Origin of the sequence: Micromonospora wenchangensis (assembly GCF_002210435.1) — a bacterium.
GTDB lineage: Bacteria > Actinomycetota > Actinomycetes > Mycobacteriales > Micromonosporaceae > Micromonospora > Micromonospora wenchangensis.
Window position 1 is genome coordinate 15,057 of the sequence record NZ_MZMV01000076.1, and the last position, 13,873, is coordinate 28,929.

A 13,873-nucleotide genomic window follows, 5' to 3' on the forward strand; every position below is an offset into this window, starting at 1 on the left:
CGGTCATGATCGGGCACGACGACCCGGCCGCTGACCAGGCGATCCGGGCAGATCACGACAGCCGAGAACGATCTTCCAAACTGACGGTGCGGGTTCGATTCCCGTCGCCCGCTCCACACCCTCTCGACCCAGGTCACGGGTCGCTCCCGGCCACCGAGCGGAGTTGGGCCAGGGCGATCGGGCTCCACCTTTCAGGTACGGATCGGGACCGACGCCCACGATCTCACCCGGTCCTCCCCGACCGTCAGGTCAGCGAAGTGCCGCCGGGGTTCGACCCCTTCACCGTCGACCGGGAGAGCCGGCCGGGCTCAACCTCGCGCTCGGCCGCCTCCAGCCAGCGCCGGTACCAGCGGGCGAAGCCGAGCGGCGTCCCGTCGTCGTCGTACAGCGGCCGGAACCCGCCGCCCTCGGCGATGTCGTCCGCCCACATCTGTCCCCGGGCGGGACCGCTGACGACGAGCGCCTCCCGCAGCGCGCAGCCGAGGTGGCACAGGTAGAGCAGGCCGATAGAGTTCTCCGGCGTGTAGACGACCTTCTCGTATTGCTCCCAGTAGGCGTCGTGCGCGGCGGTGAACGCCTCCTCCGAGTCGTAGTCGTCCTCGTCGGGTTCGGCGGGTAGCCCGTCGACCGGGTTGAACGCCTCGACGTGGGCGAAGGGACGCCCGAGCGCCGCCAGCGTGGTGAGGTCGGCCCCGTCGCCCTCCCACTGCCACCGTCCGTCGCGCCGACGCACCGGGAACAGCCCGTAGGCCGGCCCCGCGCCGCCCCGACCCGCCTCCCGCAGGAACGACAGGTACTCGGCGGGCAGCTCCACCCGGAGTTGCTCCTCCAGCTCGGTCAACTCGTCAGCGGTCAGTGGTGGTTCCAGTTCCCACCCGTGGTCGCACGCGCCGAACACGGTGCCGGCGTCGGGCGTCGCGGCCAGCCGCGCGAGCCGTCCACGGATGTCTGACCAGTCGGAGCACGTCACGCCCGGCACGATACAAGCACGGCAGAAATTGGGCAGCGGAGCTCGTCGATCACCCGAGCAGGACATCGGACCGGCCCTCGCGGTCAGAGCAGACGGCCGGAGCGGTCGCGGGCGACGATGCCGTCGAGCCGTACGCCGGGGGTGAGGTCGACCGGGTCGAACCAGAAGACCACCAGTTCCGGGTCGGTGCTCCAGCGCGCCAGCCGGGCGTCGACCTGCCGGCCCCCGGCAGTGCCGACGATCCGGGTCGCCGGTCCGACGAAGTACCCAAAGGTCGGCACCGGCGGCCGGGCGTCCGAGGGGGTCGTGTCGTCGTACCCGATCTCGTGGAAGCCCGGTCGCCGGTCGCTGCCCTGCACGTCGTTGATGACGATGTCGTTGGTCAGCTCGCCGGCGGGGGTGCGGCGGCCGGCCATCAACCCGACCCGCACCCTGGGCCCCTCGGGCACGTCGACCGCCACCAGGTAGTACACCCGCTGGTCGACGCCGTACCGGATGCCGGTGTCGATCACCTCCCCGATCGGCTGCTGGGGGGGCCTCCACCGGGTGGGTCCGGGGCTCGGCGGCGACGTCGCCGGGGGCGTCGCGCCGGGCACGGTGGCGGCGCGGGCGGGTGGGCGGTCCGCCGCCGGCGGCCGGGCCCACCGCACGCCGAGCCCGACGCCGCCGGCCACCAGCACGGTGACCAGCGCCGTCGCGCCCGCGCCGACGAGCCGGCGGCGTCGGCGCAGCCGCCGGCCGTCCCGCATGATCACGGTCAGGTCGAGATCCTCGGGGTACGGCCGTTCGGTCGCCCGCATGGCCCGACGCAGCTGCTCCAGCTCGGTCATCGTCCGGTCCCCTGGGTCGCCGGGGTACCGGTGGCGCGCAGCTTCTGCAACGCCCGGGAACCGGTGCTCTTCACCGTGCCGAGCGATACACCCAGTTCGCGGGCCACCTGCGCCTCCGGTAGGTCGAAGTAGTAGCGGAGCACCACGATGGCCCGCTCGCGGGCGCTGAGCGCGCCGAGGATGTCGAGCAACCAGCGGCGGGTGGCCACGTCGTCGGCGACGTCGCCGCGCCGCTGCTCGGGCAGGTCGTCGGTGGGGTACTCCCGGATCGGCCGCCGCCACCCGTCGACGAGGTGGTTGACCAGCACCGTGCGGGCGTACCCGTAGGCGTCCTCGTCGCGGATCCGGGACCAGGACGCGTACGTGCGGACCAGGGCGGTCTGTGCGGCGTCCTCGGCCTGGTGGTGGTTGCCGGTCATCAGGAACGCGGCGTGTCGGAGCCGCCCGGAGGCGGACCGGGCGAACTCGACGAACTCGGCGTCACCCCGGGCCATGCCCGCTCTTCCCGTTTGCCACGCCGGACAGGACGGGCGGGGGCACCGAAAGGTTGAGTGCCGACGGGATCAACTGTTCCGGCGGGCCGCCCGTCCTTCCCGCTGCCCGACGCCGCCCGGCGGTGGGCGGAGGAGGCACCATGGCGACGAAGGTTAGCCCCCGCCGCGGCGGTCCGCGCGGACGGTCGGTGACGGCGCTGCTGACGGCGGCCTGGCTGACCGGCTGCGGGATGCCTGCGGCGGGGCGGCCTGCGGCGACGACGCCCGCCCCGGCGGCGTCCGCCCGGCTGGGTGCGCCGGACGGTCAGTCCACTCCCGTCCGGACGGGCGGATCGGCCGCCGTGACGCCCGGCCGGTCGGGGCCCGACCCGGTCAGCTATCCGGCGGACGGGGCCGGCCGCTGGCAGGTCGCGGCCGGCGAACCGGCGGCGCCCCGGGGCACCGGCCGGTTGCTGCGGTACCGGGTGGCGGTGGAGCGTGACATCCGGGGGTTGCCGGTGGCGGAGTTCGCCGCCGAGGTCAGCGCGACGTTGACCGCCCCGCAGGGGTGGACCACGGGCGGGACGCTGCGGCTGTGGCGGGTCGGCCCCGGCGGGCCGGCCGACTTCACCGTCCACCTGGCCACCCCGGGCACCCGCGACGAACTGTGCGGGGACGCGGCGGACGGCTACACCTCGTGCCGCAACGGCGACCGGGTGGTGATCAACGTGGCGCGCTGGGTGAAGGGGGCGCCGGGGTACGGTGCGGAGCTGGCCGTCTACCGGCGGTACGTGGTCAACCACGAGGTCGGGCACCGGCTCGGCCACGGCCACGAGCGGTGCCCGGGGCGGGGCCGGCCGGCCCCGGTGATGCAGCAGCAGACGCTGGGCCTGCACGGGTGCACCGCCAACGCCTCGCCGTACCGGGACGGCAGGCGCTACTCGGGGCCGCCCGGGGCGTACGCCGACCGGATCCCCCCACCCGAGCCGGGCCGCCGGGGCTGACGGCCGCCGGGCAGGGGTCGGGGCCGCCCGGACCGGGGGCCGCGTCGGGCCCGGGGCCGAGCGGCCGGACCGGGCGGGGCGGCGGGGGCTGCGTACCATGCGGGACCGGGCATCCCCTCGTCCGGTGGAGGTAGCGACGGATGGCAGGCCAGCAGGACGGATACGCCCTCGGCGTCGACCTGGGCACGTCCAACACGGTGGCCGTGCTGCGCTGGCCGGACGGGCGGACCCGACCGCTGCTCGTCGACGGGCAGCCGATCCTCCCCTCCGGGGTCTACGCCGACACCGAGGGCCGGTTACACGTCGGCCGGGACGCCCAGCGGCTGGCCCAGGCGGACCCGACCCGGTACGAGCCGAACCCGAAACGCCTGGTGGACGAGGCGACCGTTCTCCTCGGCGACCGGTCGTACGCCCCGGCGGAACTGCTCGCGGCGCCCCTGTGGGCGGTCGCCGAGCAGGCGGTGGCGACGGTGGGGTTCCTGCCCCCGGCGGTGCTCACCTATCCCGCCGCGTGGGAGGCCCCCCGGCGGCAGGTGCTGCACGACGCGTTGGCGCTGGCCGGTTGGCCGTCGGCCGCCGAGCACACCATGTCCGGTCCGGTGCCGGTGGGCACCCGGCTGCTGCGGGAACCGGTGGCGGCGGCCCGCTACTACACGGAGGTGCTGCGGCGGCCGGTGCCGGTGGGCGAGTCGGTGGCGGTGTTCGACTTCGGCGGCGGCACCCTGGACGTGGCGGTCGTCCGTAACGAGGGCGCCGACCCGTGGGGCGACTCGGGTTTCACGGTGATCGCCACCGGCGGGATGGCCGACCTCGGCGGGCTGGACCTCGACGCCGCCCTGCTCGCCCGGGTCGGTGAGCTGGTCGGCGACGGGCAGGCGGCGCTCTGGGACCGGCTGACCCGACCGGAGACGACCGGGCAGTGGCGGGACCGGCAGCAGCTCTGGGACAACGTGCGCGGGGCGAAGGAGATGCTGTCCCGGGTCGCCGTGGCCCCGGTCGCGGTGCCCGGCCTGGAGACCGCCGTCCCGCTCACCCGGGCGGAGCTGGAACAGCTCGCCACTCCCCTGCTGACCCGGGCGGTCGCCCGGACCCGGGAGGTGGTCGCCGAGGCGGGCCTCACCCCGGACCGGCTCGCCGGGTTGTTCCTCGTCGGCGGCTCGTCCCGGGTGCCGCTGGTGGCCCGGCTGCTGCACGCCGAGCTGGGGGTCGCGCCGACCGTGCTGGAGCAGCCCGAGCTGCCGGTGGCCGAGGGGGCGCTCACCGACCTGCCACTGCCCCGGCCGGGCCGGCGTCCCGGGGCGGCCGGGCCCGCCCCGGCGCAGCCGTCGCCCGCTGCGGTGCAGCCGTCGCCCGCCCCGGCGCAGCCGTCGGCCGGTGCGACGCACGACGCGGCACCGGGGGCACCCGAGGCCGCGTCCACCCCGGTCGGGTCCGGTGACGGCCCACCCGCCACCCTGCCGGCCGGCGGCACGGGCCACACCCTCCTGCCGGGACCGGGCGTCACCCTGCCCGGGGGACCCGGCGCGACGCTGGTGGCCGGGGCGGGCACGCCGCTCGGTGGAACGCCGGTGGCCGGGTCCGGGGCAACGCCGGTGCCGACCCTGGGCGGGATGCCGCCGGACGGGACCGTGCCGACCCAGGCCGGGTATCCGGCGGGCTGGCCGGGCGTACCACCGGGGGCGCAGTCACCACCGGGGGCCGGTGCCGGCCCCTCGACGCCGGTGCGGCACGGGCGTCGCCGGCTGTGGATCGGGCTCGGTGCGGGGCTGGCGCTGCTCGGCGTGCTCGGCGCGGCGGCGCTCTGGTTCACCCGGGACCGCTACCCGGCGTTGGAGTTCCACACCCTCACCGAGGTGGCCCGGCCCGCCGCCGACGGGGACCGGCCGACGGCGATGTTCACCGCCGTGCTCGGTGACCGTGCCTACCTGGCCTACCAGCTTTCCGACGGCCGGCTGACCGTGGTGGCGGTCGACGCCGGCACCGGGAAGGAGGCATGGCGGAACACGGTCGCAGCGGGTAGCGAGCGGTGGAAGGGGATCCGGGCGGTGCCGGGGGCGGTGCTGGCCGTCGCGGACGAGGCCGGCGACAGTACGCCCCGCGACGTGGTGGTGCTCGACGCCGGCAGTGGCCGGGAACGGTGGCGGTTGCCGGTGCACGGCGACGATGCGGTGCACGTCACCAAGACGACGCTGGTGCGGGTGGACCGGGCCGGCAGCCGCCTGGTCGGGCTGCGGCTGCGCGACGGCCGGCAGGAGTGGAGCCTGGACAACCCCCGCAGCGAGTACGACGACACCCGCACCACGGTGCTGCCGGTCGGCACCGGGCAGGGCGCGGTCGGCCCCACCGGGTTCGACGACGCTCCCGGGTCCGGCGACACCGACCGGCTGGTGCAGGTGGGGGCCGACCGGTCGGTCCGGCTGGTCGACATGGACAGCGGCGAGGTGCTGCGCCGCCGCGACGGGGTCGCCGACGTCAGCGACCGGATGGTCGCCCACGGCGACCGGTTGTACGTGGTGGCGGAGGACCGGGGATACAAGCTGCTCGGTTACGACCTGGGCAGCTTCGCCGAGCCGACGGTGCTCTACAGCGCCGGTGAGCAGCGGCGGGTCACCACGCTAGTGGCCTGCGGCGAGCACCGGGCATGCCTGCTGGAGGTGCCGCAGGCCGACGCCGACCGGACGGAGGTGGTCGCGGCCACCGAGGGCAAGGGCAGCCGTCGCTGGGCGGCGCCGGGCGGCGTCGACCTGGTGCCGGTGGGTGAGCACCTGCTCGTACGGCGGGAGGTGCCGAAGACCACGGTGAGTCTGTTCGACCCGGCCGGGAAGGCGGTGCTGACCGACCGCAAGGGCACGGCGGTCCGGGTCGACGCCGGCAACCTGCTGGTCTTCGCCGAGACGCCGAGCAGCGTCGAGGACGACCGGAGCCTGGCCGGGGTGTCGAAGTCCGGCGGGCTGACCGAGATGGGGCAGCTCCAGGGTGTCCGCAGCGAGTCGTGTTCGTGGAACACGTCGGTGATCGTCTGCGGTGCGGAGCGGGACTTCGTGCTGTACCGGTTCGCCGGGGACGGCTGATCCGCCGGGGACGGCTGAGCGGCCGGACACCACTGCGCCACCGGCTGCCACGGGGGCGGTCGGTGGCGCAGCGGCCCGGGGGGGCGGTCGGTGGGTCAGCCGCCGAGGCTGGCGGCAGCCGAGGCGATCGACGCGGCGAACGTGCTGACCTGGGTGTAGACGCCCGGGGCGTTGGGCCGGGCGCAGCCGTCGCCCCAGCTCACGATGCCGACCTGGATCCAGGCGTTGGCGGCGTCGCGGCGGAACATCGGGCCGCCGGAGTCACCCTGGCAGGTGTCGGTGCCGCCGCTGGCGTAGCCGGCGCAGATCTCCTCGGCGGGGATCAGCTCGCCGGGGTACGAGGACGAGCAGCTCGCGTCGCTGACGAACGGCACGGTGGCCTTGAGCAGGTACCGCTGCTGCGCTCCGCCCTCCCGGGCGGCACCCCAGCCGGCGACGGTGAAGGTGCCGTTGTCGTAGGCGGTGGTGGTGGCGATGGGCAGGGTGGCCTGCGAGGTGACGGGGGTGGCGAGCCGGATGAGCGCCCAGTCCTTGCCGCTGCCGTTGTAGCCGGGGGCCCGGTAGACGTAGTTGGACTTGACCTGGATGCGGCTGCTCGACTGGAGGTCGACCGCGCCGAGGGTCGCGGTGATGCTGGTGTTCGTGCCGGTGCGGTTCACGCAGTGGGCGGCGGTGAGCACCAGCCGGGGGCTGTAGAGCGCCCCGCCGCAGCCCATGGAGAGCCGGACCATGAACGGGAACTCGCCCTGCGCCGCCCGGGTGCCGCCGACGACCGACGGGGCCGCGTCGGGGGTGGGCGCGGCGGTGGCCGGGACGGTCAGGACGAGCGACCCGGCGGTGATCGCCACCAGCGTGGCGGCCATCCGGCCGGTGAGACTGCGCCAACGGTTCACAGGGCCTCCAACCCTCGGCGGCGCGCCTGGTGGGGGCGCCGGTTCGATGGCGGGAGCCTAGAGCGGAAAATTGACGCGCATCAACATCCTGTTGGGGTCATACGATCGCGGCGCGGCGGTGCGGCGCGCGGGATCACCCGGCCGGGCGGGGATGAAGCCGGGACGGCGGGGTATGCCAGCGCCCGGCCTGGAGGAGTGTCGACCGGTGTCGCGGGCAACCCCGCGACCGGACGCGGGCGGACCGGGTCACCACCCGGCCCGCCCGCCGTACCGGACGGCGGGTGGCTCAGTTGCCGGTGACGAAGTTCCAGGCGTCCATCACCCACTGGGTCTGCTGGAGGTAGGCGATGCCCACCCCGGCCAGGAAGATCCCGGTCACCAGGTGCGCGCCCCGGGCGCTGCGGCGTACCCGGCCGAGCTGGCGTTCCAGGATCACCCGGCCGAGCAGCCGGGACAGCGCGAACAGGCCGGCCGCCACCAGCAGGCTGAGCAGGAAGGTCAGCAGCGGGGCACCCAGGTCGCCCCGGCCGGAGATGGCCCAGATGCCCCAGCAGACGAAGGCGAAGAGTGCGCCGGCGGCGCTCCACTCGCCACCCCGGCGCAACTGCTCCACGTGCCAGCTCATCGGCCGGCGCGGCGCGGCGGGCTCGGACCAGCCGGACTGGTCGTGGTCGACCACCGGGAACGGCTCGGTGCGCGGAGCCCGGGACTGCCCCACCGAGGCGACACCCCGGCGGAACGGTTCCCGCTGCGGCGGCACCCCGACACCGGGCTGGGGCGGCACCTCGACGGTCCGCTCGGCCCACGGCTGTGTCTGGTCTGCCATCTTGTTTCCTCCCCATGACCGGTGCCGGCCGTCGACCGGTCCACCGTCTTCGAGGGTAGCGAGCGGACAAACTGCCGCGCCCGGCCCGGCCCGACGGGGGTCGCCGGACGGTACGGTCGGGACATGGTGGATGCGGAGCGACGGCGACGCCGGCTACGGCACCAGCCGGAGCCCACGGACGGCGGCGGTGAGCCGCTGGCGGCGGCGACGGCCGAGGTGCACGACGGGGCCCCACCGCCACGGGCCCGGCGGGCCCCGGCCGGCGAGGACGGCGAGCGGGGCCTACGCGGGCTGGTCGGCTCCGGCTCGTCGCAGGTCAGTGTGCGGGCCGCGCTACGGGCCCGGGACGCGGCCCGCCCCACCGAGCAGGACCTGGCCGACGCCGAGGAACGCCTCGTGGTCATCCGGCGGAACTGGGTGCCCCGGGAGGACCTGCCCCGTTCGGGTCGGTGACCGGGCCGGCCGGTGACCGGCCCGGTCGACGGATCGCCGGCAGCAGCCCGGCGCGGGCGGCGGTCAGGACAGGTCGGCGGGGGCGGGCAGCTCGGGCAGCTCGCGGGTGCGCTCGTACTCGGCCACCTGGGCGATCCGGCGGGCGTGCCGCTCGTTGCCGGAGAACGGGGTGGTGAGGAACGCCTCGACGATGGCGGCGGCCTCGTCGAGGGTGTGCTGGCGGGCACCGACGGCCACCACGTTGGCGTCGTTGTGCTGCCGGCCGAGCTGGGCGGTCTCGATGCTCCAGGCCAGCGCCGCCCGGACACCGGCGACCTTGTTGGCGGCGATCTGCTCGCCGTTGCCGGAGCCGCCGATGACCACGCCCAGGCTGCCCGGGTCGGCCACCACCCGGTCGCCGGTGTGCAGGCAGAAGGTCGGGTAGTCGTCGTCGGGGTCGAAGGCGTGCGGGCCCACGTCGACCAGCTCGTAGCCCTGCTTGGCCAGGTGATTGGCCAGGTGCACCTTCAACTCGAAACCGGCGTGATCGGATCCCAGGTAGACGCGCATACCGGGCAGTCTGTCAGGGCCGCGCCCCGGCCCGCCGTGGGGGCGGCGTGCCGGGGCGGATTCGTCACAGGATTCAGCGGGGCAGCTCGGCGACGACCAGGCCGCCGCGTGCCTTCGGGGTGAACCAGGTGCTCTTGCGGGGCATCTTCTCCCGGGCCAGGTTCACCGCGACGAAGTCGTCCACGGTCACCGGGGCGATCAGGACGGCGAGCTCCGCCCGGCCGGCGTCGACCTCGCCGGTGAGCCAGCTCGCCGGGTAGTCGCCACCGACGTAGGTGATCCGCTTGTCGCCCGGGTCGAGGCCCAGCGCGTCACGCAGCAGCAGCCGCTCCACCAGGGCGTGGTCGAGGTTCTCCAGCCGGGCGGCGTCAGCGTCGTGCGGCAGGGTCACCGCGTACCCCTGGCCGGCGAGCCGCAGGTGCACGGTGCCGCCGGCCGCCGGGACCTCGACCGGGCCGTCGACCGGGCTGATCCGCGCGCCGGCGGCACGCAGCCGGTCGAGCAGCTCGTCGGGGGTGCAGGGCAGCTCGCTGACCAGCCGGTTGTAGGGCTGGATGGCGACCGACGCCGGGGTGGTGACCACCGCGAGGAAGCGCGGGAAGCCGCCGGTCTGCGCGGCCAGGCTGCGGTGGTTGCCGTCGGCCACCACCAGCTCGCCGCCGCCGGCCAGCGCGGTCAGCGCGTCCTGCTCCGGGCCGGGGCCGAGCAGCCAGATGGCGTGGGTGCGGCCGGCCTGGTCGGTGTCGGTGGCGGCCGGCACGCCCGCCGCGTCGGTCGCCGTGGCGAGCGCGGCGTGCAGCTCGTCGCCGCGCCCGGTCTGCAGCAGGAGCACCGGGGAGAGCAGGTGACCCAGCGCCTCGGCCAGGGCGACCCGCTCCCGCACCTTGGCGATGAAGACGTCCTCGTTGCGGATCACCAGGCCGGGCTCGTCGGCGCTGGTGGAGATCTGGTCGGTGTCGACCATGGCGAACAGCCCGTACGCCGGCTCCTCCCCCGGCGCGCTGATCCGGTAGAGGACCACCACCTGCTCGGCGGGGGTGTAGCTGCCGTCGGCCTTGGCCTCGGTGAGCCGGGCCACCGCGTCGCCGAGCGCGTCGGAGAAGGACTTCCCCAGGCTCTCCGGCGCCCGGTGGGGCATCTCGATGCCGAGGGCACTGTGCGGGTTCGCCTCGATGATCGCGGTGATCTCCGCGTCGTCGGCGAACTCGTCGTAGTTCTGCGCGCCGGTGCCGCCAGTGGTGATCCAGGCCCGGGTGATCGGATGCACGACCGTCATGGGGCTTGACGCTACCGGCGACGACGGCCCGCGCGACGCCGACCCCGCGCCGGGTCCACCAGATGAACCGTCGCCCGGCGGGGCCCGGTCGGCCGGGCCCCGCCGGGTGGCGGTCAGTCGAAGATGGGGCCCAGCTCGCGGGACCGCTTCAGCTCGTAGAAGCCGGGGGTGCCGGCGACCAGCAGCACGCCGTCCCAGAGCCGGCCGGCGGCCTCGCCCTTGGGCGACGGGGTGATGACCGGGCCGAAGAAGGCGATCTTCTCGCCGTCCGGGCCGGGTGCGTGCACCACGGGGGTGCCGACGTCGGTGCCGACCGGGCGCATCCCGGCCTCGTGGCTGGCCCGCAGCGCCTCGTCGTACTCGGTGGAGTCGGCGGCGTCGGCGAACGACGGGTCCAGCCCGACGTCGGCCAGCGCCGCGGTGATCATCTCCCGGCCCAGCGGCTCCTTGCCGAGGTGGATGCGGGTGCCCATGGCGGTGTAGAGCTTCGCCAGCGTCGCGCCGCCGTGCGCCTGCTCCACGGCGATGCAGACCCGTACCGGCCCCCAGCCCAGCTTCATCATCTCCAGGTACTGCTCGGGCATCTCCCGGCCCTCGTTGAGGACGGAGAGGCTCATCACGTGGTAGCTGATGTCCACATCCCGGACCTGTTCGACCTCCAGGAGCCAACGGGAGGTGATCCAGGCCCACGGGCACAGCGGGTCGAACCACATGTCGACGGCGACACGTTCGGTCACGGTGGAGTCCCTTCGTGACGTCAGGCACGCCGGCGGACCCGGCGCGGTTACCCGTCGATCCTCACCCCGAACGGCATCGATCGGTAGCGGAATGAGAGCGTGACGTCGACCACCGCGGGGTCGGTGCATGGAAGACTCGGCTCGGGTCGCCGCCACGAGCGGCCGGCAGGGGCTGGCGCAGCCGGAAGGCGGCGAGAGTGGGATGGAGACGAAAGTGCCAGGAGTGCGCAACCTGACCCAGGTCGAGGCCACCGAGCGGGCCCGCCTGCTGGAGGTCACCGGGTACGACATCAACCTCGACCTGTCAACCGCGGTGCAGGCCGAGGGCCGCACGTTCCGGTCGGTGACCGAGGTCAGGTTCCGCTGTGCCGAACCCGGTGCCGGCACCTTCATCGAGACGGCCGCCGAGTCGGTGCGCGCGGCCACGCTCAACGGCGAGCCGGTGGACCTCGCCGGCTGGTCGGCCGAGAAGGGCCTGGCGCTGACCGGGCTGGCCGCCGAGAACGTGCTCGTGGTGGACGCCGACTTCGGCTACTCCAACAGCGGTCAGGGCCTGCACCGCACCGTCGACCCGGTCGACGGCGAGACGTACCTCTACAGCCAGTTCGAGACGGCCGACGCGCAGAAGGTCTTCGCCTGCTTCGACCAGCCCGACCTGAAGAGCGTCTACACCTGGCACGCCACCGTGCCGGCGCACTGGCGGGTGGTGTCCAACATGCCCGTCGAGCGGGAGGAACCGGCAGGCGACGGGCTCAGGACCGTCCACTTCGCCACCTCGGCGCGGATGAGCACCTACATCACCGCGCTGTGCGCCGGGCCGTACCACGAGGTGCGGGACAGTCACGACGGCATCGACCTGGGCGTCTTCTGCCGGGCCTCGATGGCCCCCCACCTGGACGCCGACGACCTGTTCCTGATCACCAAGCAGGGCTTCGACTTCTTCCACGAGCAGTTCGGGGTGCGGTACCCGCTGCCGAAGTACGACCAGCTCTGGGTGCCCGACTTCAACGCCGGCGCGATGGAGAACTTCGGCTGCGTCACCCACGCCGAGTCGCACTACCTGTTCCGCTCGCAGGTCACCGACTTCGAGTACGAGCAGCGGGCCAACACGATCCTGCACGAGCTGGCCCACATGTGGTTCGGCGACCTGGTCACCATGCGCTGGTGGAACGACCTGTGGCTCAACGAGTCGTTCGCCGAGTGGGCGAGCCACTGGTGCAACACCCACGCCACCCGGTTCTCCGAGGCGTGGACGACCTTCCTGTCGATCCGCAAGAACTGGGGCTACCGGCAGGACCAGCTCTCCTCCACCCACCCGGTCTACTGCGAGATGCCGGACCTGGAGGCGGTCGAGGTCAACTTCGACGGCATCACGTACGCCAAGGGCGCCAGCGTGCTCAAGCAGCTCGTGGCGTACGTCGGTGAGGAGCCGTTCCTGGCCGGGCTGCGGGCGTACTTCGGCAAGCACGCGTGGGGCAACGCCACCTTCGACGACCTGCTGTCGGAGCTGGAGACGGCCTCCGGCCGGGAGCTGCGCAAGTTCGCCGCCCAGTGGCTGGAGACCGCCCAGGTCAACACCCTGCGCCCCGAGGTCACCATCGGTGCCGACGGCGGCTACGAGCGGGTGCTGGTCCGGCAGGAGGCGCCGGCCGGTCACCCGACGCTGCGCACCCACCGGATCGGCGTCGGCCTGTACGACCTGACCGACGGCCGGCTGGTCCGCCGGGAACGCGTCGAGGTGGACGTCACCGGCGAGGTGACCGAGCTGTCGGTGCTGCACGGGCGGCCGGCCGCCGACGTGCTGCTGCTCAACGACGACGACCTGACCTACACCAAGCTGCGGCTCGACGAGCGGTCCATGGCGACGGTGGTGCAGCACATCGCCGGCTTCGACTCGTCGCTGGCGCGGGCGCTGTGCTGGACGGCCGCCTGGGACATGGTCCGCGACGCCGAGCTGTCCGCCCGCGACTACGTGGCGCTGGTGCTGGCCGGGCTGCCCGCCGAGACCGACATCAACCTGGTCACCGCCACCCTGCGGCAGGCCAGCACCGCGCTGATCTTCTACGCCGACCCGGCCTGGGCGCCGAACGGCTGGGCCGGGCTGTCCCGCACCGCCCGGGACACGCTGGCGGCGGCCGAGCCGGGCAGCGGCTTCCAGCTCGCCTGGGCCCGGGCGTACGCCTCGTCGGCCCGCGCCGACGAGGACCTGGCGACGCTGCGCGGGTGGCTGGCCGGCACCGACGTGCCGGCGGGCCTGACCATCGACACCGAGCTGCGGTGGACGGTGTTGCAGTCGCTGGTGGCCAAGGGGGCGGCCGGCACCGCCGAGATCGAGGCGGAGCTGGCCGGCGACCGGACGGCCTCCGGCGAGCGGGAGGCCGCCTACGCGCACGCGCTGGTGCCGACGGCGGAGAACAAGGCGACGGTGTGGTCCCTGCTGACCGGCCCGGACGCGCTGCCGAACTGGCGTAACCGGGCGCTGTTGCAGGGCCTGACCCACCCGACGCAGGTCGCGCTGACCGCGCCGTACCGGGAGCGGTACTTCGCCACGGTGGCGCAGGTGTGGGCGCAGCGTGACAGCGAGCCGGCGCAGGAGTTCGTGCAGTTGGCGTACCCGGCGTACCTGGTCGAGGAGGAGACGGTGGCGGCGACCGACGCGTGGCTGGCCGGCGACGGCCACCCGGCGTCGCTGCGCCGGCTGGTGGCCGAGGGGCGCGACGGGGTGGTCCGGGCGCTGAAGGCCCGCGCGCGGGACGCCCGCAGCGGCTGACGGCGAGGTGGCACGGCCCGG

General features: G+C 74.5%; 12 protein-coding genes. 4 read left to right on the forward strand and 8 right to left on the reverse strand.

Features of this window, described 5'->3' with window-relative positions; genetic code table 11:
• Positions 1 to 244 precede the first annotated feature (244 nt).
• The 3 genes from B5D80_RS29010 to B5D80_RS29020 all read right to left on the reverse strand — a co-directional run bounded on the left by B5D80_RS29010 (position 245) and on the right by B5D80_RS29020 (position 2,294).
• A complete protein-coding gene (locus B5D80_RS29010; protein ID WP_088647127.1) occupies positions 245 to 970 on the reverse strand; it encodes an SMI1/KNR4 family protein in 726 nt (241 codons plus the stop codon).
• An 83-nt stretch (positions 971 to 1,053) separates the two neighbouring features.
• Positions 1,054 to 1,800, reverse strand: coding sequence for a hypothetical protein (locus B5D80_RS29015; RefSeq protein WP_088647117.1), 747 nt, complete (start codon positions 1,798 to 1,800; stop codon positions 1,054 to 1,056).
• A complete protein-coding gene (locus B5D80_RS29020) occupies positions 1,797 to 2,294 on the reverse strand; it encodes a SigE family RNA polymerase sigma factor (RefSeq protein WP_088647118.1) in 498 nt (165 codons plus the stop codon). The genes B5D80_RS29015 and B5D80_RS29020 overlap by 4 nt, the downstream gene beginning before the upstream one ends.
• Before the next feature lie 140 nt (positions 2,295 to 2,434).
• Between B5D80_RS29020 and B5D80_RS29025 the strand changes: the two genes are divergently transcribed.
• The gene (locus B5D80_RS29025; protein WP_088647119.1) at positions 2,435 to 3,277 is read left to right on the forward strand and encodes a DUF3152 domain-containing protein; all 843 of its coding nucleotides are present in this window, start codon (positions 2,435 to 2,437) and stop codon (positions 3,275 to 3,277) included.
• A 140-nt stretch (positions 3,278 to 3,417) separates the two neighbouring features.
• Complete coding sequence (locus tag B5D80_RS29030) at positions 3,418 to 6,348, forward strand: Hsp70 family protein (RefSeq protein WP_088647120.1); 2,931 nt, start codon at positions 3,418 to 3,420, stop codon at positions 6,346 to 6,348.
• 95 nt (positions 6,349 to 6,443) lie between these two features.
• Here the strand turns inward: B5D80_RS29030 and B5D80_RS29035 are convergent, their stop codons facing one another.
• Together B5D80_RS29035 and B5D80_RS29040 are read right to left on the reverse strand one after the other, a co-directional pair.
• A complete protein-coding gene (locus B5D80_RS29035; RefSeq protein WP_088647121.1) occupies positions 6,444 to 7,241 on the reverse strand; it encodes a S1 family peptidase in 798 nt (265 codons plus the stop codon).
• Positions 7,242 to 7,527: 286 nt separating this feature from the next.
• On the reverse strand, positions 7,528 to 8,067 hold the full coding sequence (locus B5D80_RS29040) for a hypothetical protein (protein ID WP_088647122.1): 540 nt from the start codon (positions 8,065 to 8,067) through the stop codon (positions 7,528 to 7,530).
• A 123-nt stretch (positions 8,068 to 8,190) separates the two neighbouring features.
• Here B5D80_RS29040 and B5D80_RS29045 point away from each other — a divergent pair, with 123 nt between their 5' ends.
• Positions 8,191 to 8,520, forward strand: coding sequence for a hypothetical protein (locus B5D80_RS29045; RefSeq protein ID WP_088647128.1), 330 nt, complete (start codon positions 8,191 to 8,193; stop codon positions 8,518 to 8,520).
• 63 nt (positions 8,521 to 8,583) lie between these two features.
• Here B5D80_RS29045 and B5D80_RS29050 read toward each other — a convergent pair whose 3' ends face one another.
• The 3 genes from B5D80_RS29050 to B5D80_RS29060 form a co-directional block, all read right to left on the reverse strand.
• Positions 8,584 to 9,069, reverse strand: coding sequence for a ribose-5-phosphate isomerase (locus B5D80_RS29050; protein WP_088647123.1), 486 nt, complete (start codon positions 9,067 to 9,069; stop codon positions 8,584 to 8,586).
• 73 nt (positions 9,070 to 9,142) lie between these two features.
• Complete coding sequence (locus B5D80_RS29055; RefSeq protein ID WP_088647124.1) at positions 9,143 to 10,345, reverse strand: DUF1015 family protein; 1,203 nt, start codon at positions 10,343 to 10,345, stop codon at positions 9,143 to 9,145.
• A 113-nt stretch (positions 10,346 to 10,458) separates the two neighbouring features.
• The gene (locus B5D80_RS29060; protein ID WP_088647125.1) at positions 10,459 to 11,082 is read right to left on the reverse strand and encodes a mycothiol-dependent nitroreductase Rv2466c family protein; all 624 of its coding nucleotides are present in this window, start codon (positions 11,080 to 11,082) and stop codon (positions 10,459 to 10,461) included.
• Between the two features lie 223 nt (positions 11,083 to 11,305).
• On the opposite strand from B5D80_RS29060, the gene pepN reads away from it, so the two are divergent.
• Positions 11,306 to 13,852, forward strand: a complete 2,547-nt coding sequence (gene pepN / locus B5D80_RS29065) for an aminopeptidase N (protein ID WP_088647126.1) — start codon at positions 11,306 to 11,308, stop codon at positions 13,850 to 13,852.
• Positions 13,853 to 13,873 lie beyond the last annotated feature (21 nt).

What these genes read in the sequence shown, in the direction of transcription:
- B5D80_RS29045 (WP_088647128.1), top strand. Translation starts at nt 8,191, where the DNA reads ATGGTGGATGCGGAGCGACGGCGACGCCGGCTACGGCACCAGCCGGAG.
- B5D80_RS29055 (WP_088647124.1), bottom strand. Translation starts at nt 10,345, where the DNA reads ATGACGGTCGTGCATCCGATCACCCGGGCCTGGATCACCACTGGCGGC.
- B5D80_RS29015 (WP_088647117.1), bottom strand. Translation starts at nt 1,800, where the DNA reads ATGACCGAGCTGGAGCAGCTGCGTCGGGCCATGCGGGCGACCGAACGG.
- B5D80_RS29020 (WP_088647118.1), bottom strand. Translation starts at nt 2,294, where the DNA reads ATGGCCCGGGGTGACGCCGAGTTCGTCGAGTTCGCCCGGTCCGCCTCC.
- B5D80_RS29050 (WP_088647123.1), bottom strand. Translation starts at nt 9,069, where the DNA reads ATGCGCGTCTACCTGGGATCCGATCACGCCGGTTTCGAGTTGAAGGTG.
- B5D80_RS29030 (WP_088647120.1), top strand. Translation starts at nt 3,418, where the DNA reads ATGGCAGGCCAGCAGGACGGATACGCCCTCGGCGTCGACCTGGGCACG.
- B5D80_RS29040 (WP_088647122.1), bottom strand. Translation starts at nt 8,067, where the DNA reads ATGGCAGACCAGACACAGCCGTGGGCCGAGCGGACCGTCGAGGTGCCG.
- B5D80_RS29025 (WP_088647119.1), top strand. Translation starts at nt 2,435, where the DNA reads ATGGCGACGAAGGTTAGCCCCCGCCGCGGCGGTCCGCGCGGACGGTCG.